Source organism: Alteromonas sp. S015, assembly GCF_036864485.1.
GTDB lineage: Bacteria > Pseudomonadota > Gammaproteobacteria > Enterobacterales > Alteromonadaceae > Alteromonas.
In genome coordinates this window covers 25,961-50,957 of the sequence record NZ_JAZETO010000006.1, presented here as the reverse complement: position 1 = coordinate 50,957, position 24,997 = coordinate 25,961, and the positions used below count along the sequence as shown (strand labels likewise).

General features: G+C 44.0%; 22 protein-coding genes. 7 read left to right on the top strand and 15 right to left on the bottom strand.

The features are described 5' to 3' along the window. Nucleotides 1-28 precede the first annotated feature (28 nt). The 4 genes from V7R42_RS12420 to sdhC are packed head-to-tail and all read right to left on the bottom strand — an operon-like array spanning nt 29 to nt 3,243. Nucleotides 29-739: a succinate dehydrogenase iron-sulfur subunit gene (locus V7R42_RS12420; protein ID WP_012518362.1), complete on the bottom strand. Its 711-nt coding sequence runs from the start codon at nt 737-739 to the stop codon at nt 29-31. Nucleotides 740-753: 14 nt separating this feature from the next. After that, complete coding sequence (gene sdhA / locus V7R42_RS12415; RefSeq protein ID WP_334020571.1) at nt 754-2,526, bottom strand: succinate dehydrogenase flavoprotein subunit; 1,773 nt, start codon at nt 2,524-2,526, stop codon at nt 754-756. 1 nt (nt 2,527) lies between these two features. Next, a complete protein-coding gene (sdhD, locus tag V7R42_RS12410) occupies nt 2,528-2,875 on the bottom strand; it encodes a succinate dehydrogenase, hydrophobic membrane anchor protein (protein ID WP_334020569.1) in 348 nt (115 codons plus the stop codon). Continuing rightward, nucleotides 2,869-3,243 (bottom strand): succinate dehydrogenase, cytochrome b556 subunit, encoded by a 375-nt coding sequence (sdhC, locus tag V7R42_RS12405; protein ID WP_014998321.1) that lies wholly within the window; start codon nt 3,241-3,243, stop codon nt 2,869-2,871. The genes sdhD and sdhC overlap by 7 nt, the downstream gene beginning before the upstream one ends. Nucleotides 3,244-3,946: 703 nt before the next feature. On the opposite strand from sdhC, the gene V7R42_RS12400 reads away from it, so the two are divergent. Next, nucleotides 3,947-5,224 (top strand): citrate synthase, encoded by a 1,278-nt coding sequence (locus tag V7R42_RS12400; RefSeq protein WP_014949444.1) that lies wholly within the window; start codon nt 3,947-3,949, stop codon nt 5,222-5,224. Between the two features lie 99 nt (nt 5,225-5,323). Then, a complete protein-coding gene (locus tag V7R42_RS12395) occupies nt 5,324-5,746 on the top strand; it encodes a DUF3429 domain-containing protein (RefSeq protein ID WP_334020567.1) in 423 nt (140 codons plus the stop codon). A 249-nt stretch (nt 5,747-5,995) separates the two neighbouring features. Here the strand turns inward: V7R42_RS12395 and V7R42_RS12390 are convergent, their stop codons facing one another. The 3 genes from V7R42_RS12390 to V7R42_RS12380 all read right to left on the bottom strand — a co-directional run bounded on the left by V7R42_RS12390 (nt 5,996) and on the right by V7R42_RS12380 (nt 9,662). Continuing rightward, nucleotides 5,996-7,456 carry a phosphomannomutase CpsG gene (locus tag V7R42_RS12390; RefSeq protein WP_334020565.1) on the bottom strand — a complete coding sequence of 487 codons (1,461 nt, stop codon included), beginning with the start codon at nt 7,454-7,456 and terminating at the stop codon, nt 5,996-5,998. Nucleotides 7,457-7,747: 291 nt separating this feature from the next. Further along, on the bottom strand, nt 7,748-8,611 hold the full coding sequence (locus V7R42_RS12385) for a pirin family protein (protein WP_334020563.1): 864 nt from the start codon (nt 8,609-8,611) through the stop codon (nt 7,748-7,750). 85 nt (nt 8,612-8,696) lie between these two features. Then, a complete protein-coding gene (locus V7R42_RS12380) occupies nt 8,697-9,662 on the bottom strand; it encodes a glutathione S-transferase family protein (protein WP_334020562.1) in 966 nt (321 codons plus the stop codon). Between the two features lie 222 nt (nt 9,663-9,884). On the opposite strand from V7R42_RS12380, the gene tcdA reads away from it, so the two are divergent. Together tcdA and V7R42_RS12370 are read left to right on the top strand one after the other, a co-directional pair. Next, a complete protein-coding gene (gene tcdA, locus V7R42_RS12375; protein ID WP_334020561.1) occupies nt 9,885-10,661 on the top strand; it encodes a tRNA cyclic N6-threonylcarbamoyladenosine(37) synthase TcdA in 777 nt (258 codons plus the stop codon). 110 nt (nt 10,662-10,771) lie between these two features. After that, nucleotides 10,772-11,185 (top strand): hypothetical protein, encoded by a 414-nt coding sequence (locus tag V7R42_RS12370; protein WP_334020560.1) that lies wholly within the window; start codon nt 10,772-10,774, stop codon nt 11,183-11,185. A gap of 77 nt (nt 11,186-11,262) precedes the next feature. Here V7R42_RS12370 and V7R42_RS12365 read toward each other — a convergent pair whose 3' ends face one another. Beyond that, nucleotides 11,263-11,733, bottom strand: a complete 471-nt coding sequence (locus tag V7R42_RS12365) for a DUF2919 family protein (RefSeq protein ID WP_334020559.1) — start codon at nt 11,731-11,733, stop codon at nt 11,263-11,265. 309 nt (nt 11,734-12,042) lie between these two features. On the opposite strand from V7R42_RS12365, the gene rimO reads away from it, so the two are divergent. Both rimO and V7R42_RS12355 read left to right on the top strand, forming a co-directional pair. Next, nucleotides 12,043-13,497 (top strand): 30S ribosomal protein S12 methylthiotransferase RimO, encoded by a 1,455-nt coding sequence (rimO, locus tag V7R42_RS12360; RefSeq protein WP_334020557.1) that lies wholly within the window; start codon nt 12,043-12,045, stop codon nt 13,495-13,497. A 233-nt stretch (nt 13,498-13,730) separates the two neighbouring features. Continuing rightward, complete coding sequence (locus tag V7R42_RS12355) at nt 13,731-14,471, top strand: substrate-binding periplasmic protein (RefSeq protein ID WP_334020556.1); 741 nt, start codon at nt 13,731-13,733, stop codon at nt 14,469-14,471. A gap of 142 nt (nt 14,472-14,613) precedes the next feature. On the opposite strand, the gene V7R42_RS12350 is transcribed toward V7R42_RS12355, so the two are convergent. From V7R42_RS12350 to V7R42_RS12325, 6 genes are all read right to left on the bottom strand, one after another. Then, the gene (locus V7R42_RS12350) at nt 14,614-15,273 is read right to left on the bottom strand and encodes an SDR family oxidoreductase (protein ID WP_334020555.1); all 660 of its coding nucleotides are present in this window, start codon (nt 15,271-15,273) and stop codon (nt 14,614-14,616) included. A 127-nt stretch (nt 15,274-15,400) separates the two neighbouring features. Next, on the bottom strand, nt 15,401-16,153 hold the full coding sequence (kdsB, locus tag V7R42_RS12345; RefSeq protein WP_334020553.1) for a 3-deoxy-manno-octulosonate cytidylyltransferase: 753 nt from the start codon (nt 16,151-16,153) through the stop codon (nt 15,401-15,403). A gap of 42 nt (nt 16,154-16,195) precedes the next feature. Next, nucleotides 16,196-16,390 carry a Trm112 family protein gene (locus V7R42_RS12340; protein ID WP_334020552.1) on the bottom strand — a complete coding sequence of 65 codons (195 nt, stop codon included), beginning with the start codon at nt 16,388-16,390 and terminating at the stop codon, nt 16,196-16,198. Nucleotides 16,391-16,395: 5 nt separating this feature from the next. Then, nucleotides 16,396-17,427 (bottom strand): tetraacyldisaccharide 4'-kinase, encoded by a 1,032-nt coding sequence (gene lpxK, locus V7R42_RS12335; RefSeq protein WP_334020551.1) that lies wholly within the window; start codon nt 17,425-17,427, stop codon nt 16,396-16,398. Beyond that, complete coding sequence (gene msbA, locus V7R42_RS12330; protein ID WP_334020550.1) at nt 17,424-19,172, bottom strand: lipid A export permease/ATP-binding protein MsbA; 1,749 nt, start codon at nt 19,170-19,172, stop codon at nt 17,424-17,426. Before msbA ends, lpxK begins: the two co-directional genes overlap by 4 nt. A 220-nt stretch (nt 19,173-19,392) precedes the next feature. After that, entirely contained in the window at nt 19,393-21,999 is a 2,607-nt protein-coding gene (locus V7R42_RS12325; RefSeq protein WP_438823654.1) for a ComEC/Rec2 family competence protein, read from the bottom strand. 210 nt (nt 22,000-22,209) lie between these two features. On the opposite strand from V7R42_RS12325, the gene V7R42_RS12320 reads away from it, so the two are divergent. Further along, nucleotides 22,210-22,737, top strand: a complete 528-nt coding sequence (locus V7R42_RS12320; protein ID WP_334020548.1) for a DUF2062 domain-containing protein — start codon at nt 22,210-22,212, stop codon at nt 22,735-22,737. 216 nt (nt 22,738-22,953) lie between these two features. Here V7R42_RS12320 and ligA read toward each other — a convergent pair whose 3' ends face one another. After that, nucleotides 22,954-24,990 (bottom strand): NAD-dependent DNA ligase LigA, encoded by a 2,037-nt coding sequence (gene ligA / locus V7R42_RS12315; protein ID WP_334020547.1) that lies wholly within the window; start codon nt 24,988-24,990, stop codon nt 22,954-22,956. Nucleotides 24,991-24,997: the final 7 nt, after the last annotated feature.

Here is a 24,997-nt window from a genome sequence, read left to right as displayed (position 1 = left end):
AACTTTAGGAAGCTATCAGAATATAGTACTAAACAGCCCGTTGTAAAAGCATAGACTTAATTTGGCCTATTGCTTTTGTAGGGTTTAAGCCCTTAGGACATACACTTACACAGTTCATAATACCGTGACAGCGGAATACGCTGAACGCATCATCAAGGTCGTTAAGACGCTCTTCGGTTGCTGTGTCACGGCTATCGATAAGGAAACGATAAGCGTGAAGTAGACCAGCAGGGCCGATGAACTTGTCTGGGTTCCACCAGAACGACGGGCATGATGTAGAACAACACGCACACAGTATACATTCGTACAGACCATCTAGCTTCGCGCGTTCTTCAGGTGACTGAAGGTGCTCGCGTGCTGGCGGCTGTTTGCTGTCGTTGATTAAGAACGGCTTAATCTTCTCGTACTGTGTATAGAACTGTGTCATGTCTACGACAAGGTCACGCACCACTGGCAAACCTGGAAGTGGACGTACAACAATTTTACCCTTGCCTAGAGCTGACAGCGGAGTAATACATGCCAGGCCATTTTTACCGTTCATGTTCACACCGTCTGAACCACATACACCTTCACGACAAGAGCGACGGAAAGAAAGCGTCGGGTCTTGCTCTTTAAGTGCAAGTAGCGCGTCTAGCACCATCATGTCCTGACCTTCCTCTACTTCGAGAGTGTAGTCTTGCATGCGAGGCTTCGCATCTACTTCTGGGTTGTAACGATAAATCGAAAAAGTTAATTGCATGATCGTTGCCTCTCTTAATATGAACGCACTTTAGGCGGGAATGCTTCCCTAAGCTTAGGCGCCATATTCACTTCACGTTTAAGCATTTTATCAGTGTTCGGATCGTAGATGCTGTGGCATAGCCAGTTGTCATCATCACGGTCCGGGAAGTCGAAGCGGCTGTGCGCACCACGGCTTTCCGTTCTGAAGTTCGCTGCTACTGCTGTGCTGTACGCGGTTTCCATTAGGTTATCAAGCTCTAAACACTCAATACGCTGGGTATTGAAGTCTGCGCTCTTGTCGTCAAGGCGTGCATGCTTAAGACGCTCGCGAATTTCGCTAAGCTCTTTCAGACCTTCCGCCATTGCTTCACCTTCACGGAATACTGAGAAGTTAAGCTGCATGCATTTCTGCAAGTCTTTCTTAATTTGTACTGGGTCTTCGCCCTTACCTTTCTCTGAATTTTCCCAACGGTTGAAACGCGTCATAGAGCCTTCAAGATCAGACTCTGATGCGTCGCGTGTTGGTGCCATTTCAGACAAAGTCTTACCAAGATGTAAACCAGTCGCACGACCGAATACGACAAGGTCAAGTAGTGAGTTACCGCCAAGACGGTTCGCACCGTGAACAGATACACATGCAATCTCACCACACGCAAATAGACCATTAACGACCTTGTCGTTACCGTTTTCATCAACCGTTAAACATTGGCCATCAACGTTGGTAGGAATACCACCCATCATATAGTGACAAGTAGGAATTACTGGAATTGGCTCTTTTACAGGGTCAACGTGTGCAAACGTACGTGAAAGCTCAAGAATACCAGGTAGACGAGACTCAAGTACGTCTTTACCAAGGTGATCTAGCTTAAGCTTAATGTGCGTACCCCACGGGCCTTCACATCCGCGACCTTCGCGAATTTCAGTCATCATTGAACGCGCAACAACGTCACGACCAGCAAGGTCTTTCGCATTGGGAGCGTAGCGTTCCATGAAACGTTCGCCATCTTTGTTTAGAAGGTAACCACCCTCACCACGACAGCCTTCCGTTACCAATGTACCTGCGCCAGCAATACCCGTTGGGTGGAACTGCCACATTTCCATATCCTGAACCGCAACGCCTGCACGAAGTGCCATACCAACACCGTCACCGGTATTGATGTGTGCGTTTGTAGTAGATGCGTAGATTCGACCAGCACCGCCTGTTGCAAGAACAACAGCACGTGATTTGAAGTAAACAACTTCACCTGTTTCAATGTCGATTGCTGTACAACCTACAACGTCACCGTCTTGGTTTTTCACTAAGTCTAGTGCGTACCACTCAGAGAATACCTTCGTCTTATTCTTTACGTTTTGTTGATAAAGAAGGTGAAGAAGTGCGTGACCAGTACGGTCGGCTGCAGCTGCGGTACGAGCGCCCTGCTCGCCACCGAAGTTTTTAGACTGACCACCAAATGGACGCTGATAAATTTTACCATTTTCAAAACGCGAGAACGGTAAACCCATATTCTCCATTTCAATAATAGCTTCTGGACCGGTTTTACACATATATTCGATAGCGTCTTGGTCACCGATATAATCAGAACCCTTAACGGTATCGTACATGTGCCATTCCCAGTTGTCTTCGTGTGAATTACCTAATGCTACGGTAATACCACCCTGCGCAGACACAGTGTGAGAACGGGTTGGAAATACTTTAGATAACAGTGCACATGATTTACCAGACTGCGAAATCTGAAGTGCTGCGCGCATACCTGCACCGCCAGCACCAATTACAACTGCATCAAACTCGTGAACGGGCAAACTCATTTTACACTCCCCACAGTACGAATAGGCCAACAGCTACATAGCCGAATGCGATGATATTTAAGATATATTGTAGTCCTGCGCGCAGACCTGCTGATTTAACATAGTCTGTAAGCACCTGCCAAAGGCCGATGCGCACGTGGATCATCACTGCTATTAGTGCTGCCAATGTGAAAACTTTCATAGCCAGGCCAGAGAATAACCCTCGCCATTCGATAAACGTGAGGTTATCGGTGGTAATAAAGAACCACGCCATGAAAACCGAGTACGCGAAAATAATTGCTGCTGTAGCGCGAAGTGAAACGTAGTCTTGTACGCCGTCGCGCTTAATACTTGCTTGGTTGGTTACCATAATGCAACTCCCAATACTACGGTCAGAACAACCCAAAGTGCGATTACTGCTTTTGCACTTGTGTTACCCGACTCTAATTCTTCCCAGTGACCTAAATCCATAACAACGTGTCTTAGGCCGCCTAGAATGTGATATGTCAGCGCTGAAGCTGTGCCAATTGCGACAAATTTTCCAAGGAAACCGTCCATGATTGCTTGTACGTCCGCGAAACCTTCAGGCGAATGAACAGAAACTGCCCATGCCCAGATAACAAAAAGTAGCGCGAAGAACATTGCAACACCGGTTACACGGTGGAGAATTGACGAAATAGCAGAGGGCGGAAATTTAATAGTATTGAGTTCTAAATTTACTGGTCTTTGCTTTTTCACAATGTATGCCTGTTTAATCCGTAGGGGATAATGAATTTCTTACCTTTATTATGTCCTGAGTAAGTGAATTCGATTTTTAACCTGTTAATTGCCTCATCCAATGAGTTGTTAACAATTTGTGAATTATTCTTTAATGCCTGTAACAGAATAATTATTCTGTATTCAAAGCACCGCTGAGTATATCCAGCGTAGTATATAATTACAATTTTTTGTGCCGTAGTAAGACTTTAGTCTTTATATACGCTTTTGCGATAAAAATTTTGATTAAAAGCGATCAAAATTGCGCGCAATACGTTTAAACGAGCGCAATCACAGTGTTGGAAAGTTTACCAGTAGCCCAATGGAATAACTATGCAGAACAACGACAAATTAACCACTTTTAATCTACTTGCGTATTTATTCTTCATCAAAAGGTTACTTTTTAAACCAACCTGCTAATATATTTATCGTTCGATGGTTTACCTTTATCGAAAAGCCATTGATAATTGCATCGTATCGGGCAAAGTGAAATCCCAACGGGTTAATTAAACGTTATCCAATTGCTAGTATTTTTTTAAGCAATCCGGAATATTTATTGTGCAAATATGCAATTAAATTGACTTGTTGGTGCATAATAAAGTACAAATACGCCCACTTTTCCCAACGAAGCGGATATTTTCGTCCGTTTTCGCTGCAAACAGAACCATTCTGAGGAGAGCATTTTATGGCAGATCAGAAAGCCATTCTTAAAGCCGGCGGTAAGGAAATCGAGCTTCCTATCTTGTCTGGCACCGAAGGACAAGATGTAATCGACGTCCGTACGTTAGGCCAGCACGGTTATTTTACGTACGACCCAGGTTTTATGGCGACAGGATCTTGCGAGTCTTCAATTACCTACATTGATGGCGCTCAAGGTGTATTATTACACCGCGGTTTCCCTATTGAAGAACTAGCGCGTGACGCAGACTATTTAGAAGTTTGTCACATGCTTCTTCACGGTGATGCACCGACAAAAGAACAGTACGAAGAATTTAAAGAGACAATTACACGTCACACCATGGTACATGAACAAATAAACATGTTCTTCCATGGCTTCCGCAACGACGCGCACCCTATGGCAATGCTATGCGGTACCGTTGGCGCTATGTCTTCGTTTTACCATAGTGATTTAGACGTTTCTAATGAAGAACAGCGCATTCGCAGCGCGCACCGTCTAATTGCTAAGATGCCTACCCTTGTTGCTATGTGCTACAAGTACAATGTAGGTCAGCCGTTTGTTTATCCACGAAACGACTTAAGCTATGCAGCAAACTTCCTGAACATGATGTTCTCTGTACCAGCAGAAGAATATCAAATCAGCCCAGCTGTTGAGCGCGCGATGGACCGTATCTTTACGCTTCACGCAGACCACGAACAGAATGCGTCAACGTCTACCGTTCGCCTTGCTGGTTCTTCTGGTGCAAACCCATATGCATGTATTTCAGCTGGTGTTGCTTCACTTTGGGGTCCTGCTCATGGTGGTGCAAACGAAGCATGTCTGAACATGCTAGAAGAAATTGGCACAGTTGATCGTATTCCTGAGTTTATTGCACGCGCTAAAGACAAGAATGACCCATTCCGTCTTATGGGCTTCGGTCACCGTGTTTATAAAAACCACGACCCACGTGCAACAGTTATGCGTGAAAGCTGTCACGAAGTATTAAGCGAGCTTAACGTAAAAGATCCACTACTAGAAGTAGCGATGGAGCTAGAAAAGATTGCGTTGAGTGACCCGTACTTCGCAGAGAAGAAACTGTTCCCGAACGTAGACTTCTATTCTGGTATCGTACTTAAAGCGATTGGTATTCCAACAAACATGTTTACGTGTATTTTTGCCCTGTCTCGTACAGTAGGTTGGATTTCACACTGGCATGAAATGATGAGCGACCCTAAACAAAAAATTGGTCGTCCTCGTCAGCTTTACACTGGTCATAACCAGCGTAAGTACACGCCAATTAAGTAGTAAATTAGTAAATACTGAACTAAGTATTACGCTTAATAGTAAAAATAGCGCCTTTAAGGCGCTATTTTTGTTTATACAAAATTACTTCAAGGAACAACAATGCCCTATTCAGCGGTTTTTCTAGGTATTGCCGGTCTCATTCCTTTTGTGGCTATGCCACTGGCTTATCAGGTAAACCTGTTATCACTTACACAAAGCGCTGTTTACTTTGTTCAATATTCTGCCGTGCTGTTGTCTTTTTTTGGCGGTATCCATTGGTGGGACGCAATAAGTAATCAACGTTACGACAAGCAAATGCTTATCGCTATGCTGCCTACGATTGTCGGGTGGTTGTGTTTAGTGTTTTCGCACGATGTAAGAGTTTTTGGCGTTTTATCGCTAAGCTACGTCGCCGTACTTATTTACGACAAGTTTATCCTTAGTCTTCCTAAAGAGCAGATTGTAAGTTACATAAGTTTGCGGATGGGATTAACAAGTGTCGTTGTTATCTGTCACGCCTGGATGATTTACTTGCTCGTATAACGTTACTACTAACAGCTTAGCGTTAAAGGCATGACATTAGTTAATTGCAAAAAATGTAATAGAGGCAAAAGCCTGCGGTGATTAAGCGAGTGTCTAACTCAAGCCATAAAGTTACGCATAACCAGCTCAAGCTATTGATAAATAGAGATTTAACAAGTTTAAATCTCGAAAACAAAAAAGGCGATAATATCACCATATTATCGCCTTCGTTTCATACCTATCTAGCGGTATTAACGAAAAGTACCGTGGTTATTCAGCGCGAATGAGAGAAAGTAGCTCTTCGGTTTTTTGTTCCATCAACGCAGTGTCGCCTTTACTTTCGACGTTTAAACGAATAACTGGCTCAGTATTCGATTTACGTAAGTTAAAGCGCCAAGTACCAAACTCCAGACCCAGGCCATCGGTAGTATCGACTACGCTGGCTAGTGGCTGATATTTACTTGTAACGCGTTCCAGCACAGCGTCAGCATCTTTCAGTTTACTGTTAATTTCACCAGAAGAAGGAAACGCTTCAATTCGCGCTTTTACCATACTCGCTAGTGTTTGCTTTTTCACACACACCAATTCGGCAATTAGCAACCAAGGGATCATGCCTGAATCACAGTAGGCAAAATCTCTAAAGTAATGGTGCGCACTCATTTCACCGCCATAGACCGCATCTTCTTTGCGCATACGCTCCTTAATAAACGCATGGCCGGTTTTCGACTTAATAGGTGTACCGCCTGCATTCGCCACGATATCTTCTGTATTCCAGTATACGCGAGGGTCATATATGATCTTGCTATCGGTATTTTTCTCGATAAAGGCTTCAGCAAGCAAGCCAACAATATAATATCCTTCAATAAATTCACCATCAGCATCAAACAAGAAACAACGATCGAAATCACCATCCCACGCAACGCCAAAGTCAGCACCCGACGCTTTAACAGCGTCAGCCGTGTCAGCACGGTTTTCAGGTAACAATGGATTGGGTATGCCGTTTGGAAATGTACCATCAGCATTGTGATGTACTTTCACAAACTCTATCGGAACACCCTGCACTTTCATTTCTTTTTCAATAGCGTCTAGCGCAGGGCCTGCGGCACCATTACCTGCATTAACCACCACTTTTAACGGCGTAAAATTGCTCAAATTAACGTAAGAAAGCATGTGAAAAACATAGTCAGACATACACGATTTAACCGCATATTTATCGGTTTCAGAAAGCTTGTCTTCTTTTACATGGGCCGTACCGTTAAAAAACGCATCAGCATCAATCAACGCACCCTCAGTGTAGTGTGCTAATCGCTCTGACACGAAGCTATCTTCTAGTGCTTCCGCTTTCTCTTTTATCGCGTTTAGGCCTGTGTCGCCACTAATTGGAACAGAGCCTGACTTCACCAGTTTCATACCGTTGTAATTAATGGGGTTATGACTTGCCGTTACTTCAATACCACCATCAACGCCAAGGTGTTTGGTAGCGAAGTAAATTTCTTCTGTTCCTGCCATGCCAATATCGGTCACTGTTGCACCAGCATCGATTAGACCCGCGCTTAACGCTAATTTTAATGGTGTTGACGTAAGACGCACATCACTACCAACAACAACAGTTTTTGCATTTAATTCTTGCGCAAAAGCATAGCCAATTCGATACGCTACATCTTCAGTCAGTTGTGAGTTCAATTCGCCACGAATATCGTACGCTTTAAAGCAGGTAATTGGGGTTGCCATTTAAATCGAAATTCCCTGTGTTTTAACTATTTATGATTACATTATCGCATTTTACAACTAAAAAGCGCATACGCCCCTTTGTTATAGTCGTAAAAGAGATTAGACATGCCGATATTAAATCATTAGAGGGGGTGAATTACTAATTCAATTTGAACAGCGCAACGTTTTGCTAACGCTGTTTCCAATCGATAAATTTAAAGTGCGAGTTCGAAGTAGATACTGTTATGGAACGTCTTTATGACGATACTTTCGGCGAAAGTACGGTAGATTCAAAAAAGACCAGTCTAGTCTCTACTTCGCCAATGAACCGCTTTGGAAATCGTTAAAAGCCTGAACAATTTCCGCCTGTGTGTTCATTACAAAAGGCCCGTATTGCACCACAGGCTCTTCAATAGGTTTACCTGAGACAACGATAAACTTACATCCCGTATCGGCAGATACAGATAGCTGCTTTCCATTTTGTGACAAAACGCCCAGTTCTCCCGGAGACACAATAGTTTCTCTGCCTTGATCGCCGTTTTTAATTTTTACGTTACCCTCGTACACATAGATAAAGGCCGTTTCATCGGAGTTTAGGGCAATTTCAGCACTCCCGCCTTTTAGCGATACGTCTAAAAAAGTGGGAGCAACCGCCGTTGTCTTGACAGGTCCTTTCACACCACCAACTTTCCCTGCTAATACTTTTACTAAAGCGTCTTGTATTTGCACGGTGGGAACACTATCTGGCTGTATGTCTTGGTAGTTCGGTGCCGACATTTTCTCTGCTGCCGGCAGATTCACCCACAATTGAAAACCTTGCAATAGTCCCTCTTCTTGCTCGGGCATTTCTTCGTGAATAATCCCTCGACCCGCATTCATCCATTGAATGCCACCAGCATTGATAACCCCCTCATTGCCTACAGAGTCTTTATGCCGCATTTTACCTGCGAGCATATAGGTAACTGTCTGAAAACCACGGTGAGGGTGTGGTGGAAAACCGGCAATGTATTCGTCTGGATTATCTGAACCAAAAAAATCCAACATTAGAAAAGGATTGAGGCGAGGTAAATCAGGTTGCCCGATAATACGAGTAAGCGACACGCCTGCGCCATCCCTTGTTGGCATACCTGTAACCACTTTCTCTATCGCTTTTTGTTCAATCACTTCCTCTGACATAATTTGTTACTACCTTAAACCTTAGCTTTCAATCAATTCTACGAACTTCGCGTTCAGCCTCTAAAATTACTGACCTTTTGATTTTTTAACGTCCGATTTTATCGCGACCATGAGATGACATAAGATCTTGCTCCGGTCCCACGGGAATAACCTGCGTTGGGTTAATCATGGTGTGACTGAAATAGTAGTGCCTTTTGATATGCTCGAAGTTAACCGTTTCACCAACACCCGGCACCTGATAAAGCTCTTTCATATAACCGTATATATTTGGATAGTCTGCAATTCGCTTTTTATTGCACTTGAAGTGCCCGTGATAAACAGCATCAAAACGTATTAGCGTAGTAAATAAGCGCCAGTCAGCTTCTGTAATTTTGCTACCAACCAAATAACGCTGTTTACTCAATCTTTCCTCAACCCTATCCAATGAGTCAAATAAGGCAGTGACTGCCTCTTCATAAGCTTCTTGTGTGGTAGCAAATCCTGCCTTATACACGCCGTTGTTAATATCGTGATACACCATATTGTTAATGGTATCGATTTCATTGCGTAACGCTTCAGGATAGTAATCATCGTCATTATCAGTGAGTGAGTTAAACCCACTATTAAAAATACGAATAATTTCAGCTGACTCATTATTAACGATGGTTTCGGTTTGTTTATCCCATAGTATTGGAACGGTAACACGCGAAGTAATCTCAGGTTCCGCCTTGGTGTACATTTGATGCGCATAATCAAAGTCATAAAGCTTATCCCCCGTTGCCCCCGGGTAGCTTTTAAATTCCCACCCATTATCAAGCATCTCAGGATGAACCACCGAAACATCAATATGCGCTTCCAATCCCTTTAATTTTCTAAATATAAGTGCCCTATGCGCCCAAGGACAAGCTAACGACACATAAAGGTGATAGCGGCCTGATTCAGCAGGAAACGTCGAGTCATCTTCATTACTGACTTTGTCACGAAATTTTGAGGCTTGGCGCTCAAACTTCCCACCATTCTTGCTGGTGTCGTACCACTTGTCTTGCCATTTACCATCGACGAGTAAGCCCATATGCCTGCCCCCTTTTTTATTACTTCATTAAACAATAAATTCATTTAAGCATGTACTGGGTAGAACGTATGTCGCGTAAAAACGGATTTATTATTCGAAAAAACTGGAGTGTGTTGATCTTTAGTGTTCACTTTTGAGATGATGCGCGCCCTGCTAGCGTGTTTGCACGTTTTTGCGTAAACACGCGCCTTTGAGTTAGTTTATTTTTAAGTGAAGTGAAACATGTCTGATGATCCACGTTTAGGCGGTATTGTGCGTTTGTATGGCGCACAACAAACCCATAATTTAGCCAATAGTCATGTGGCCGTTGTCGGCATAGGCGGTGTAGGAAGTTGGACTGCCGAGGCATTGGCACGTTCGGGCATTGGTACTATTACACTTATTGATCTTGATGATGTTTGCGTAACTAATACAAATCGACAAATTCACGCACTTTCCAATACCATAGGAGAAGCGAAGGTCGACGCCATTGCATCAAGAATTCACTTGATAAATCCAGCTTGCAAAGTGAACTGTATTGAAGATTTTGTCACCCCAGATAATACAGCCACACTTCTAACCAAAGAAATGCACGCTGTGGTCGATGCGACAGACAGTATTCGAGCTAAAGCGGCGATGATTGCGCATTGTAAACGAAACAAAATCCCCATTATCACGGTTGGCGGTGCGGGGGGGCAGATAGACCCAACTCAAGTTACTAAAGGCGACTTAGCGAAGACAACGCAAGATCCCCTCGCGGCTAAACTACGCAGTGAACTTCGACGTAATTACAACTTCAGTAAAAACCCTAAACGCCGCTTTGGTGTAGAGTGCATTTATTCAACTGAGCAGCTGCGCTATCCTCAGCCAGACGGCTCGGTTTGCTACAATAAATCTGCGTTGGAAGGCGGCACCCGCCTTGATTGTGCAGGCGGATTTGGTGCTGTAGTCACGGTAACAGCCACGTTTGGAATGTTCGCCGCTGCAAGTGTCATTAATAGAATAACTGGACAAAAATAGACTTTGCAGATAACTTGCGAACAATACTCAAAAACTTATAACACCTTGTCTTTACGACTTTTTAAGCGTTAGCTTGTTATTCCGTAGGTATCGGCGAGAAGGAGAATAAAATGTCACCTGATGAACTCAACAAATTGATGGCAGACAGTGCAAAGGATGCTGTAGTAACGGCAGCTGATGAGTTTGATATTGTACTCGACCATTCCCCGGCTAGCGTAGCGCTGGTAGACGATGTCTTACTTAGATTCGTTAAGAGGTACCACGATTTAGCACTGGAAGATGAGGCAGTGTTCACCATCTGCAATATCTTCGGTGCTTATGTGGGAGAGATTTTAAAAACGCAATTAGATGGCCAATGGATTTATGATCAGTCCAATCCCAAAGCACCTGCAGTATTTCTTCAGGTAGGTGAAAATACTTATGCATTTGCAGGCATTTGCTATGAACGCCTCGTGAATGATACTCAAATCAGCGTATTTTCCTATTATCAACAAGCATTGGCTAAGCACTCGCGCAGACATTAGTGTTTCCACCCGTTTAGCATTCATTCAAAAACCATTCAACTGGATGCGTGTAAAAATGCATCCACGAGACTGTATTTTCAGGGATTAGGGGTTTCCCAATCCTCTACCATCCACTTTAAATGGCGACTCTTGGAAATAGCGTACAAGGCAACGCTGTAAAATACGATTTTTACGCCCGTAATATACTCAAACCCCCAATGATGATGCATAGTGTAGTAAAGCTGAACACTCAACAGCGCGAGTATACCTAACTGTGCCAGTGGAATAACCCATCTGCGCCACGCTAAATAGCCTTTCTTCCACAGGCGATCTCGCTGACTAACCAAAGACAAAGCGATTAACACGGGTAGACTTGCCGCTAACCCCAGTCCTAAGGCTTCTTTTTGCGGATAAAAGAACGCCAGCAATTCACTGGTTTGAGTACGAGAGGCAAGAGAAAATATGAACGCGAGCCAGTCAATGCATAAAAGTATACACACACTGTAAAGCCAACGAGGAGGAAGAATACGTCCTGACTCATCATAAAACGTTAGCGGTAATTTCAGCATGTTTCCATTTCTTAGATCTTAATTCTGAACCCATAAAACACGTTCAACTTTGTTAGTGTTTATTTTCGAGAAGTGATAGAGGTGGGGGTGAACAATCTGTTTTTAAACCTTCTTCTTGTTTCTTAAACAATGAAACCCGTGGCCATTTGAATTTGTTTCCTCTTTTTAAGTCTAACCCAAAGGCAGCATTGTGAGTATGCATTAAAAATTTATATCTTCGTCGTTAATTATATATACTGCGTACAAACGTGTTTTGCTGTATAATCCGCGGCCATTTTAAGCACAGTCATTTTCCAGGTGATATTTTAGATGACAGTAGAAACGTTTAATCCAAACAAAGTAGTAAATAAAACCACCACGCTAGAAACGCCAGTGAAGGTATTAAGTGACAACAAACCTTCGCAACAAAGCAATGGCAGCAGAATTGGTTTTGTTAGCTTAGGTTGCCCTAAGAACTTAGTTGATTCAGAGCGTATTCTTACTCAACTTCGCACCGAAGGTTATGACGTAGTCCCTACCTACAACGATGCCGACTTGGTTATCGTTAACACCTGTGGATTCATTGACGCGGCGGTAGAAGAGTCATTAGACACCATAGGCGAAGCACTTAAAGAAAACGGCAAAGTTATCGTTACCGGGTGTTTAGGTGTTAAAGAAGACGAAATTAGAGAGCTTCACCCAAATGTACTGGCTATCACGGGGCCTCATGCCTACGAAACGGTAGTAGAGCAAGTACACGATCATCTTCCAAAACCCCAGCACAATCCGTTTGAAGATCTGATCCCTGACCATGGCGTAAAATTAACGCCTCGTCATTATGCTTACTTGAAGATTTCAGAAGGCTGTAACCACCGTTGCACGTTCTGTATCATTCCTTCTATGCGTGGCGACCTTGTCAGCCGCCCAGTGGGTAACGTACTCGATGAAGCTAAGCGTTTGAAAGACGCCGGTGTCAAAGAGCTATTGGTTATTTCACAAGACACTAGCGCCTATGGTGTTGATGTTAAGCACAGAACAGGCTTTTGGAACGGCATGCCGGTTAAAGCACACATGCAACAGTTGTGTGAAAAGCTGGGCGAAATGGGCATTTGGGTCCGATTACATTACGTGTACCCTTACCCGCATGTGGATGACCTAATTCCACTGATGAACGAAGGAAAGATCCTTCCTTACTTGGATATTCCGTTTCAACACGCCAACAAACGTATTCTTAAGTTAATGAAACGCCCGGGTAGTGCTGAGCGCGTGCTAGAGCGCGTTAAAAAGTGGCGTGAACAGTGCCCATCATTAGTCATTCGTTCGACATTCATCGTCGGCTTTCCGGGCGAAACGGAAGAAGAGTTTGAAGAGTTATTGGACTTCCTTCGCGAAGCGCAGCTTGATCGCGTTGGTGCATTCGCCTATTCCCCTGTTGAAGGTGCAAGAGCAAATGACCTCCCCGACCCAGTACCAGAAGAAGTGAAACAAGCCCGCCTCGCACGCTTTATGGAAGTACAGGGAGAAATAAGCGCAGCGCGACTTCAAGCGAGAATCGGTAACGAATATCAAGTTGTTATCGACAGCGTTGATGCAGAAGGTGCAGTCGGCCGTACCTATGCAGACGCACCGGAAGTTGATGGTCTGGTTCATTTAAACGGCGTTTATGACGTAAAACCTGGCGATCGTGTATGGGCTGAAGTTATTCACGCTAACGAACACGACGTATGGGCAGTATTGTCTGACGACCAAGACGAAGAAGACGAAGGCGCTGCTCCCGCGCTGTAACTTTCGATTAACTGCAGTCTATACTCGAAAGTCATCTATTCGTTATTTTTGTAACCCTATCGGCTAATTGCCAGTCGATAGGGTTTTATGTATAACAAACCCTATAAACAATTAAACTAGAAATACAATCAACGCCATCTTCTGTGGTACGTGAATAAAATATGGCAATGTTACCCTACTCCAAATTGAAACACTCTTCCCGCCACATCTTATCATTTGGCATATTGCTCATTTTGACTTTTGTATTCACTCCCCGAGCACTAGCCACCACAGAGTGTAAGACTTTACACACCGCGGGAGCACAACAGTGGTTTCCCTACGCATTTAACGAGTTTGAAGGAAGGTTGAACGCTACGGGGATAGCATTTGACGTTCTAACCCTGCTAGCACGGGATTTAGGTGTCACACTGAAGATAGAAACTGGGCTACCCTGGAAACGAATAGAATCCAAACTCGACGCGGGCGAGCTTGATATTTTGGCGGGAAACTATTGGAACGAAGCTCGTAGTCGAAAATGGCTTATCACCGCACCGTTTGCAGCAGAAGAGGTTTACGTTGTGCTTTCCCCTTCATTTTCTCAAACGCGAGGTACCGACCTTTCGCTTAACGCACTCGCGCAATATATAGGTGTGATGCCTCGAGGAATAAGCTTAGGTGAAAAATTCGATAGCATTAAATCAAACTTGAATATTATCGAAGTTAAAGACCACGACAAAATGTATGAAATGATGCGTCGACATCGTGCTGACTACGCAGTTTCACCACAAAGTGCAGCACTAAGCCACTTGAACGACCCAGAAAATGACGGCATGCGAATAAGCCAGTCACCTATATCATCAAACAACGTACATTTTGCTATCTCCGCCAAATCAAAGTGCGCATCACTATTTCCTGAGTTTAACCAAGCCCTTAGCGCTCGTCTAAAAGACGGGTCTATTAAGCAAATCATTGATACGTATGATTTAACGCGCTAAAGCTAGGGCGCATTGGAACGGCGTAGTTAAGGACACGTGCAGTTAAAGACAGGTGTAGTTTAAAAGTAAAAGAGCGCTTTTCGTAAGCGCTCTCTTGGTGTGATGCATTATTGATTGAGTTTGTGGCAAGCCAACATTAAACCTACCAAGGCAACTCATCACCATTTGAATGGATGAAGCGACCTGCGTTAGTTACATTTAGCTCATCTATACGTTTAGACAAACGCTCGGCACAGCTATCAGCATCAATGTCTCCCGCTCCATTCACCATTTCTGTTTGAACGAATCCAGGATGGAAAATACCTACTGCAATCCCCTTTGGCTTTAAATCATTCGCCATGGACACCCCTGCCGCATTTAGTGCGGCTTTGGACATTCGGTAGCCGTAGTAGCCGCCCGAACCATTGTCTGCCATTGAACCCATGCGACTGGTAATCATTGCAATTTTGCCATCTTTCGCTATTGCTGGTAATAGTGTTTGAGTCACTAACAATGGCCCCAATGCATTAACCCGAAATTGATAATCGATGGTGTTTGGGTCCCAATCGTCAATACTTTCGCGTCCCAGCACTCCTGCATTATTAATGAGCAAATCTATATTGACATCCATTAAAGGTGCAAGTTTCTCTGCCAACATTTCCGACTGGGATACATCGACACCGTTAATAATGGTTACACCTGCATTGTTTAACTCGTCGCAACTGTTTCGACACGTAGCATAAACTTTTGCGCCGCGTGCTTTGTATTGTTTGGTAAGCGCAAGACCTATGCCTCTATTGCCACCAGTAATAACTACGTTCATAACGGTTCCCTTGTTACTTTGTGTATGCGTTTGAAAGGTTTCACTAACCTTTTTCAAGAATTGGCTGTTTTGATAAGACCTTAGCAAAGTGATTGAAAAGCATCCGCCCTATCTCAGCACTCATTTCTTATTGTTTTATAGTCTTTAAAAGGCGTTCTAGATCTTCTGGTGTATCAATACCAACTGGTGGTGGGGCTATCGCTACCTCACAGTGAATTTTATCGCCATACCATATAGCTCGAAGCTGTTCTAATGACTCTATTTGTTCAAGTGAACTGGGTCTATAAGCTACATATTGTTTAACATACTCGGCGCGATAGGCATAAATACCTATATGGCGTTTGTATAAATGTGTATTCGCAGATTGTGGATTCGCCATCATATGATCGCGTTCAAAAGGTATAGGAGACCGTGAAAAGTAAATAGACTCCCCCTTTTCGTTCACCAGAACTTTCACGATATTCGGATTAAACACATCCTCAACTCGTTCAATTGGCGTAGACAGTGTAGCCATTTGGCACTGAGGTGCATTAGCAAGATTATCTGCAACCTGTCTGATGTTCTCAGCAGGTATAAATGGCTCGTCGCCCTGCACATTCACTACAATAGTAGAACCCTGAATACCTTCTTTTACAATAACCTCGGCTATACGCTCTGTTCCCGATTGATGATCAACAGACGTCATACATACCTGGGCAAAACCAAGCACCACATTTTGAATACGTTCGTCGTCTGTCGCGACAATAACGTTATCGGCTCCCGCCTCTTTTGCGCGTTCAACGACGTGTTGAATCATCGGCTTTCCGTCAATAAGCGCTAAGGGTTTGCCAGGAAACCGACTTGAGCCGTATCGAGCGGGGATCACAACTATAAATGACATAACTTTATTTCGCCCTTATTTATCACTTAGTTTAACGTTTTGTTACCGGGTTCCATCAACCTCGTCTAGCGACAATGCGGTTGCTTTACTTTCAATAAGTACAGGAATGCCATCTTTAATATCAAATGCCAACCTGTCAAATCGACACACCAACTGAGTGCTATCATCACTCAGAACTAATTTCCCCTTACACACTGGGCAAGCCAAAACTTCTAAAAGCTTTTTATCAAAGGCCATTGTTATTATTCCTGTCCGTTTTGGTTGATATTTAAACCTGCCTTAGCAAGTTTTACGTTTATTAAATTAAAAAAATCTGGCGCTAAATGTGCGGTAACCGGTAAAAACCAACAGTCGTGATGAGCAAAGGACGCTGCTTTTACGGCGTCCTTTTCTGTCATCAATACTCTACCACTCGGTATATCTAATGCTGTTATTGCATGGTGATCATTCAGTGGCATTGCGGTAGAAAGCTGTATACCCATTTTTTTAAGCTGAGAGAAAAAACGCTGAGGAGCCCCTATTCCAGCTATGGCGCTACATGGAACTTTTTTTATCTCTTCTAGAGGACTAGTTCTTGCTCTGTTCGGTACTGAGGTAAAGTCCCCTGCTACCAAGGTCATCAAATATTGAGGTGCTACGGCATGGTTGAATGTTGGCATTGAACGGCTATTATGCACTAGCGCATCAACGGTTCCCAATCGCCATTGTCCTTCACGAAGTGGGCCCATTGGTAACAGATAACCGCTTCCCACCTTTCTGTCATCCATCACTACAACTTCAACATCACGATGAAGCGCATAATGTTGAAGGCCGTCGTCACAGATAATTAAGTCACAATGCAATTCGTCACTTAAATATGCGGCTCCACGAGCACGGACCGGATCGATGACCACATCGCATTGGCTTCGAATGGCCAATAAACGAGGCTCGTCACCTACTTCAGACGCGTCGTCTTCGCCTTTAACCAATCGCGGATACACCGGTGATTTAGCGCCATAACCACGACTCAAAATGCCGACCTTTATGCCTTGATTTTGGTAATAGTCGGCTAGTGCCAGTACAACAGGCGTTTTGCCATTTCCTCCCACGGATATGTTACCTACAATGACAACGGGAGCATTAGCTTTAAAGACCTTCTTAAGTCCAATTTTAAAAAGTAACCGACGAATCGCTGAGACAAAGTAAAACAGCAGCGCAAACGGTGAGAGCAGCCACACTAAGGGATGGCCAAAATACCATTTGTCGTGTCTGGTTTTATTTTGTGGCAGACTCACTTAGTCTCACCAAATTGCAAAGCGTGCAGTTGCGCGTAATGACCACCTTTTTCAAGCAATTCATTGTGTTTACCTTTTTCAATAATACGCCCCTGCTCCACTACCATAATGCAATCTGCGTTTTCGATAGTAGACAAGCGATGCGCCACAACAATGCTGGTGCATCGTTTTTGCAGCGTTTCTAATGCATCTTGGATTAAGCGCTCGGACTCTGTATCAAGGGCAGATGTCGCTTCGTCTAGAATAAGGATGGGGGCGTCGGCGAGTATCGCGCGCGCAATAGCAATACGCTGACGTTGACCACCCGAAAGCATTAAGCCGTTTTCACCAATAATCGTGTCTAACCCTTCAGGCAAGTTTGATAAAAACTCTTCAACATGCGCCATCTTTGCCGCATTCTCGATGTCTTTACGCGATACGTTTTGACGCGCACCGTAAGCGATATTGTTAGCTATAGTATCGTTAAACAGCGTAACGTTTTGCGATACCACAGCAAACTGCGCCCGCAAGTCCTTAAGATCAATATCATTGAGCGCCGTGTCGTCCAAGCGAATTTGGCCTTCTTGCGGCACGTAAAAGCGCGTAAGCAGCGACGAGATAGTCGATTTACCACTTCCTGAGCGCCCTACTAACGCTATAGACTGGCCAGGGTTTGCAATAAAGCTCACATTAGATAAGGCGGGCGTTTGTTTACTTGGATAAGAGAACGTAACGTCGTCAAATTCAATTTTTCCTGTTGCGCGTTTTACTTTGGTTTTCCCTTTATCTTCCTCGTCAGCTTCATCAAGAATTTCAAAAATGCTGGCACACGCTGCCATACCTTTTTGGAACTGGTTATTAATGGTAGTGAGCTGTTTAAGGGGTTTAAGCAGCATCACCATACAAAAGACCACATTAATAAACACACCTGCGGTAAGCTTTTCAAGCATGCCCGGCGTGCTGGCAATAAACAGAACGACAGCAAGGGCAATTGACGCTATCACTTGTATTGAAGACACGCTCAAAATAGAGGTGACATTCAGCTTCATCGACTGTTGACGGTTGTGATTGTTTTTCTGCTCGAAACGCTTTTGCTCTATTTCTTGACCGCCGAACATGATCACAACTTTGTGACCTTTCACTGCTTGCTCTACCGACGATGTTAGGTTGCCCATTGACTGTTGAATGTTTTTACTTACAACGCGAAAACGCTTACTGACGATAGAAACAATCACCGCCACAATGGGGCCAATTAAAAGAAATATGAGCGAAAGCTGCCATGAGTAATAGAACATCACACACAGCAAACCGATGACTAGTGCGCCTTCCCTCACCAATGTTAGCAGCGCCTTACCAGATGCATTCGCCACTTGCTCTGTGTCGTAAGTGACTTTACTGATAAGCCCGCCAACCGCATGATTATCGTGAAACGACACCGGTAGATGAATGTATTTCTCAAACAATTGCTGGCGCATGCGCATGACCACCTGAGCACCAATCCAGCTTAACGTGTAGCTCCCTAAGAAGTTAAATATACCGCGTAACAAGAACAACGGCACAATGGCATAGGCAGCTAAACGAAGGTAGTCGTGATCGTTTTTTCCCAATGATTCGTCAATCATTGGCTGAAGCTGGGAAAATACAAAGGTATCTACCGCGGAATAACCAATCATACCAATGATGGCAAAAACGAAAGGCACCTTATACGCTTTAAGATACTGTAAAAAGCGCTTAATTTGATAATCCGAGTTGTCGGCTTGTTGCATGTAGTTTTTTTAACCTGTTTGAAACGTTAACAAAAACGCGTTTGAAGTATTGTACTCGTTCTCGCTCTAATTCACTAATATAGCGGCGAAATTGGTTAGTCTGCCAACTAACTGAACAATGTGTGGTCACTTTATATCTATTTAAAGGGCTTTGTGCGCATCTTCGTTTCGTCGCAAGCTTTTATTTTTAGCCTCTGTTTTAAGTCGATGGCGATAGTGCTTATTCTTTAAGGTGACGCGGCGCAATGCCTGGTAAATACCAGCGATTTTGTAACGTTGCTCGTTGGGTATCAATATAGAAAGAATCGTTATCGAAGTTTGCTCTTATATACCCATGATAGCTTGTCAAATATTGCGTTGCGCCAAAACGCTCGTAACGCTTAGCCACAGCGCGGGCGGGAAACTGCCAGCGGTTTTCAAACCCTTGCGTGAAAATAACCACCTTGGGTGCGACATGCTCAATAAAAACGTTTGTCGATGACGTTTTGCTACCGTGGTGTGGTGCAACAAGAATGTCGGCACTGAGCTTCGAAGGGCTTGTTCTTGAAGTATTTAGCGAAGCACTACGTAAAGATGACGCCCGATTTTTCCGGCTCTCGTTAATTTCACGCGTGATCAGGGCGTATTCGCTCGCCTTCTCAATGTCACCGGGAATTAATACGCTACTAGATTTACTTGCAATTTTTACCACACAAGACATGGCATTATTATCTTGTTCATTACCTTTAAGCGGCCATAAAAAACTGATTGTTAAATTCTGCCAAACTAGTTGCTTTCCTCGTTCGCAACCCAATGTAGGCGTATAGAAAGTCGCATGTGTTGCAAGAGAATGTTGTTGAACAGCTAAGGCGCCTCCAGCGTGGTCGTTATCACTATGCGTGTGTATAACGACATCTATGCTTTCAACATGCTTACTTTCTAAAAAAGGTAACAGGTGTTCCGTGGCTGTATGGGCAATCCCATTAAATTGCGCGCCAGAATCAATAATGATAGCTCTATCTCCCTTAGTAATCGCAATTGCACTGGCTTGGCCTGCGTCAAACACGTGTAATGCCCACAAGGTTTCATTGCTAGGTAACCATTTTTTAATGGTGCTTACTAATGGCAATAAGAGAAGAACTACACAGAGAGTCTTATACCGCCATGTTGGTAAAAGCAATACGAACAAAGCTCCGACTAAACAAAGTGCCGCGCTACTACTTACATGAAAATCTATTGCGCTGAATGAAACGTCACTAAGCCTATTTAAAAGCGATAACAAATACCCTAAACACGCATCGCTGTAATGCATTAGCGTACCTGAAAGGTGCTGAATAAAGACGAACTCGATAAAATGAAGGCTTAGAAGGGATAACAAACAAATAGGTAAAAGTACGGTTATTACCGGCAAGGCAATTAAATTAGCAATAATTGAAATGAAACTAGCGCTACCAAACCATATTAGGGTTAGTGGCATTATTAACACAGTTAGGGCTATTTGTAATTTAAATAACGATACATACCATGGTGCCCGCTTCAGCCCCCAAATAACCACTAAAAACCAAATGCACACCACCGCCACCGAGCTCAAGTAAAAGCTTGCGCTAAGCATTGAAAAAGGAAACAAAAGTAAATTTAAGGCTAACATTGTCAGTGCAATGTTCACTGGCCTCCAGGCAAGACGCGATAGAGACAAAAAGCAACCAACGGTTAAAAGTACTAATGCACGTACAACGGGTAAAGCACTCCCACTTAATAACGCATAAAGAAAACAAGCAACAACAAGAGATACGAGTACCGTGGTTCTAATTGGCGCTTTAGTGGTGATTACTTTTTGGTTGCACTGCTCCCTTTGCTTTCGCGACGTTGCCTTATATCTATAATTTATCTTGATGTTAAAACAATCTTTTGCGCTTTCTAGCGCATTAACAAGGTGCGCCAGCAAAAATATAACTGGATTAAAGAGCAGTAAGCTCACTGCCGCAATAAGCGAAAGATGCATGCCTGATATACTAAAGATGTGCCCAGTGCCGGAGCGTTGTAATAACGTCCAATCGTGCAAGGTAAAGTCTGTTTTATCTCCTAATAGTAGTGCTCGCCACCATGAATAGTTGATCAGGTTTTGCTGCTTTAATGTAGTAGCAAGTGCCTGGCGCACCGAATGGTTATGCTGTGTTTGATTATGATTTATGGATTTGATGTATCCGGTTGCATGAATAAATTGACTGAGCAACTGTTGCTGGCGACTGGCGCCAACGGGATTCGCAGTCCCATACGCGGGTTTAAGCCTAACAACAGCGGAAAACGTGTCGCCGTTGTGTAAACAAGTAAAGTTCTTTGGTTTAGCCAGTCGCTGCGTCTTTGATGGATATTTCTCACCTAAAACAGCATTGTGAAAACGAAATGATTGATCATTTATGTTGTATCTAAATGCGTAATGCTTATGAGAAAGACGCGCTTTAAACACAAAGGTGCTAGTCAAAAGCCGTTTGAACACGGGGAATAGTGCTCCCTCATTTAAATACGCCGCAGTACTTTCACCGTTGACCGATTTAATCGCAACAACATATTGATAGGCTGCTCCCGGCACACTTTCTAAGCTTGAAACACATCCCCCAGACATAACTTCGCCTGAAATTATGACATCTTGTTGAATTTTCCCTTGAGGCAGTTGCCAAGCGTAGTAAAAATGCCCTAAACTCGCCACCCAAAGTACTCCAGACAGTAATCCACACACTGCCCAACAAAGCAGTACTTCTGGCAAAGCATGAAACTCGCTGAGTTTCTTCACCGAAAACAGCAAGATGATTGCTGCGGATGTTACAAGGATCGCAATCATCAATGCCATGCTGTGAGTACTTGGAAGTTTTTGCCAGAAAACCGCACTCATTGCGCCAACGCAAAAACAGCTTAAGCAAATTGTGATACGATTGACCATGTTTTTACGTAGCAATTGACAGTGAGTAAATGTGAGTAGCGCAATTTCATGTTGCGCGGTTCCGTTTGCGGTCGTTTTCTCTGTCTTTTTTGATTTTATTTTCGAGATGCATTGATATTTATGCCTAAGAAATTTATTCGACGTTTTCTGCCTGATCACCAAAGCATTAAGCAAAATAAGGCTTTAAAAATTTTTGGTAGCGTATTGCACGAACCCAATCTTTGGCACCTAAACCGTCGCTCTGCATCCGGTGCATTTGGCATAGGCTTATTCTTTGCGTTTTGGCCGGTCCCATTTCAAATGTGGCTCTCTGCCGGTTTAGCAATTCCGTTTCGCGCAAACTTACCCCTATCTGTAGCAACCGTATGGGTAACCAACCCGTTTACTATCCCGCCCATATTCTATGGCGCTTATAAAGTTGGCACTACTGTACTTGGGACCAAACCTGAGCACTTTGAGTTTCAGTTTAGCTGGCAGTGGGTCGTCGAGAGCATAAACACCATAGGCCCCGCATTCTTGGTTGGTTGTGGTATTTGCTCTGTTGTATTTGGGTTGGCGGGTTATTTCTCTTTAAACTGGGTTTGGCGCTTTCAAGTGAAAAAGGCCTGGGAGAGACGCAGACAAATGCGGAATAAAGAAGCGCATTAACGCAAAAGACCAAACCTTGAGTTTTTTAAAAATATTTGCCCTCGACAAAAACCGAAACCACGGCAACACGACATTCAGCGTGAAAGCTAAAGCGTTATCTAATAAAAAAGCCACTTTTCTGAAGTGGCTTTTTTGTAGAATTATTAATAGGCGCTAAGCAGTGAAACAATCAGGAAAACCGTTACGCCTAGCTCCCTTACTGGTTTAGCTAAAAAGCTACTTTTCATACTCTGATAAAAAAGCAATAAGAGCAGCTTCGTCCCACACCTCCACTTCAAGTTCTTGCGCTTTAGTTAGCTTGGAACCCGCTTTTTCACCTGCAACTAAGAAATCGGTGTTCTTACTCACCGACCCCGCCACTTTTGCACCCAGTAACTGCAGACGGGCTTTCGCATCAGAACGCCCCATTTCACTGAGTGTGCCGGTAATCACACAGGTTTTGCCTTCAAGGGGTAAGTTATCCGAATCGGGCTTTTCAATCGCAGGCCAGTTAACGCCTTCGCTTAATAGCGCATCAATAACATCCGTATTATGTGACTCGTTAAAGAAATTAAATATGTGGGTAGCCACCACTTCACCCACGTCCTGCACTTCGACCAACGCTTCAAGAGGGGCTTTACGAATAGCGTCTAACGTCTCAAAATGCGCAGCCAGGTTTGCCGCCGTAGCTTCACCTACCTCACGAATACCTAATGCATATAGAAACTTAGCAAGTGTAGTTTGCTTTGATGCCTCCAGTGAAGCCAACAGCTTGCTGGCTGACTTTTCGGCCATACGTTCTAGCCCAATGACATCGCCCAGGGAGAGGGTAAAAAAATCCGCAGGGCTGTGCACAAGATCAGCATCAACTAATTGATCAACGAGCTTATCGCCCAGACCATCAATATCGAAGGCTTTACGCGAGGCAAAATGCTTAAGTGCTTGCTTGCGTTGCGCGGCACAAATTAGCCCACCGGTGCAACGGGCAACGGCTTCGTCTTCCAGTTTTTCAACTTGTGAATCACATACCGGGCAGTGGCATGGGAAAGTAATGTCATATTCGCTTCCCGTGCGATTGGCTTCAACCACAGACACGACCTGAGGAATAACGTCACCGGCACGACGGATCACCACGGTGTCGCCAACTTTAACGCCTAATCTGGAAATTTCGTCCTGATTATGAAGCGTAGCATTTGATACTGTTACTCCACCTACAAACACAGGCTCTAAGCGGGCGACCGGCGTGATCGCCCCCGTCCTTCCCACCTGAAATTCAACGTCCAGTAGCGTAGTCACTTCTTCTTGTGCAGGAAACTTCTGTGCAATCGCCCAGCGAGGAGCGCGTGCCACAAAGCCAAGGGCACTTTGTAGGTCAATACGGTTAACCTTAAACACAACGCCGTCAATGTCATACGGCAAACTGTCGCGCTTTTCCAAAATGTGGTTGTAGTACGCCAAGCAGCCCTTACCGCCCTTGGCGGTATCGATATCAGGGCACAGCGGCAACCCCCAATCACCTAACTGCATAAGGCGTTCGCTGTGTGTTGTGGGCAGTTCAAAACTTTCGGGTTGTACTACACCTAGTGAATAGGCATAAAACATTAACGGACGCTTGGCTGTAATTTTAGAATCGAGTTGACGCAAACTACCGGCCGCAGCATTACGAGGGTTGGCAAAAACCTTGCCGCTCGTCGCTTTTTGATGTTCGTTGAGTTTTGCAAAGCCCTCACGAGGCATGAACACTTCACCGCGCACTTCAACGCGCTCGGGATAATGACCACCACGAAGGGTTAACGGCACATTCGAGATGGTGCGCACGTTAGCCGTGATGTTTTCGCCTACCTGGCCGTCTCCACGGGTTGCAGCGCGAACCAATTCACCATTTTCGTATAAAATACTTACCGCTAAACCATCTAACTTTGGCTCGCAGCTAAAGTCTAACGTCGTTGAATCTTTAAGTCTGTCTTTTAAACGTTTTTCGAATGCAAGTAATGATTCTTCGTCAAAGGCATTATCCAGCGATAGCATAGGTACATCGTGAGTAACTTGTTCAAAAGCCGATAACGCTGCGCCTCCTACTTTTTGACTGGGAGAGTTCGGGCTTTGAAGCGAAGGATATTCTTTTTCAAGCGCGATAAGCGCCTGCATATCCCTATCGTAAACGGCATCGGGAACCGATGGTTCGTCCAATACATAGTACTGATAATTATACTCATTGAGCGTATTGCGAAGTTCTGCTACTTGTTGCTTTGCTTGTTCTAAAGAATCTGACATGGAGTTG

Bases quoted from the DNA above. Each gene is read 5' to 3' on its own strand.
- V7R42_RS12390 (WP_334020565.1), bottom strand. From the start codon at position 7,456: ATGGCAACCCCAATTACCTGCTTTAAAGCGTACGATATTCGTGGCGAA.
- kdsB (WP_334020553.1), bottom strand. From the start codon at position 16,153: ATGTCATTTATAGTTGTGATCCCCGCTCGATACGGCTCAAGTCGGTTT.
- rimO (WP_334020557.1), top strand. From the start codon at position 12,043: ATGACAGTAGAAACGTTTAATCCAAACAAAGTAGTAAATAAAACCACC.
- msbA (WP_334020550.1), bottom strand. From the start codon at position 19,172: ATGCAACAAGCCGACAACTCGGATTATCAAATTAAGCGCTTTTTACAG.
- V7R42_RS12420 (WP_012518362.1), bottom strand. From the start codon at position 739: ATGCAATTAACTTTTTCGATTTATCGTTACAACCCAGAAGTAGATGCG.
- V7R42_RS12370 (WP_334020560.1), top strand. From the start codon at position 10,772: ATGTCACCTGATGAACTCAACAAATTGATGGCAGACAGTGCAAAGGAT.
- V7R42_RS12400 (WP_014949444.1), top strand. From the start codon at position 3,947: ATGGCAGATCAGAAAGCCATTCTTAAAGCCGGCGGTAAGGAAATCGAG.
- tcdA (WP_334020561.1), top strand. From the start codon at position 9,885: ATGTCTGATGATCCACGTTTAGGCGGTATTGTGCGTTTGTATGGCGCA.
- V7R42_RS12395 (WP_334020567.1), top strand. From the start codon at position 5,324: ATGCCCTATTCAGCGGTTTTTCTAGGTATTGCCGGTCTCATTCCTTTT.
- sdhD (WP_334020569.1), bottom strand. From the start codon at position 2,875: ATGGTAACCAACCAAGCAAGTATTAAGCGCGACGGCGTACAAGACTAC.
- V7R42_RS12320 (WP_334020548.1), top strand. From the start codon at position 22,210: ATGCCTAAGAAATTTATTCGACGTTTTCTGCCTGATCACCAAAGCATT.
- V7R42_RS12385 (WP_334020563.1), bottom strand. From the start codon at position 8,611: ATGTCAGAGGAAGTGATTGAACAAAAAGCGATAGAGAAAGTGGTTACA.
- V7R42_RS12350 (WP_334020555.1), bottom strand. From the start codon at position 15,273: ATGAACGTAGTTATTACTGGTGGCAATAGAGGCATAGGTCTTGCGCTT.
- sdhA (WP_334020571.1), bottom strand. From the start codon at position 2,526: ATGAGTTTGCCCGTTCACGAGTTTGATGCAGTTGTAATTGGTGCTGGC.
- V7R42_RS12365 (WP_334020559.1), bottom strand. From the start codon at position 11,733: ATGCTGAAATTACCGCTAACGTTTTATGATGAGTCAGGACGTATTCTT.
- V7R42_RS12325 (WP_438823654.1), bottom strand. From the start codon at position 21,999: ATGGCATTGATGATTGCGATCCTTGTAACATCCGCAGCAATCATCTTG.
- V7R42_RS12340 (WP_334020552.1), bottom strand. From the start codon at position 16,390: ATGGCCTTTGATAAAAAGCTTTTAGAAGTTTTGGCTTGCCCAGTGTGT.
- ligA (WP_334020547.1), bottom strand. From the start codon at position 24,990: ATGTCAGATTCTTTAGAACAAGCAAAGCAACAAGTAGCAGAACTTCGC.
- V7R42_RS12380 (WP_334020562.1), bottom strand. From the start codon at position 9,662: ATGGGCTTACTCGTCGATGGTAAATGGCAAGACAAGTGGTACGACACC.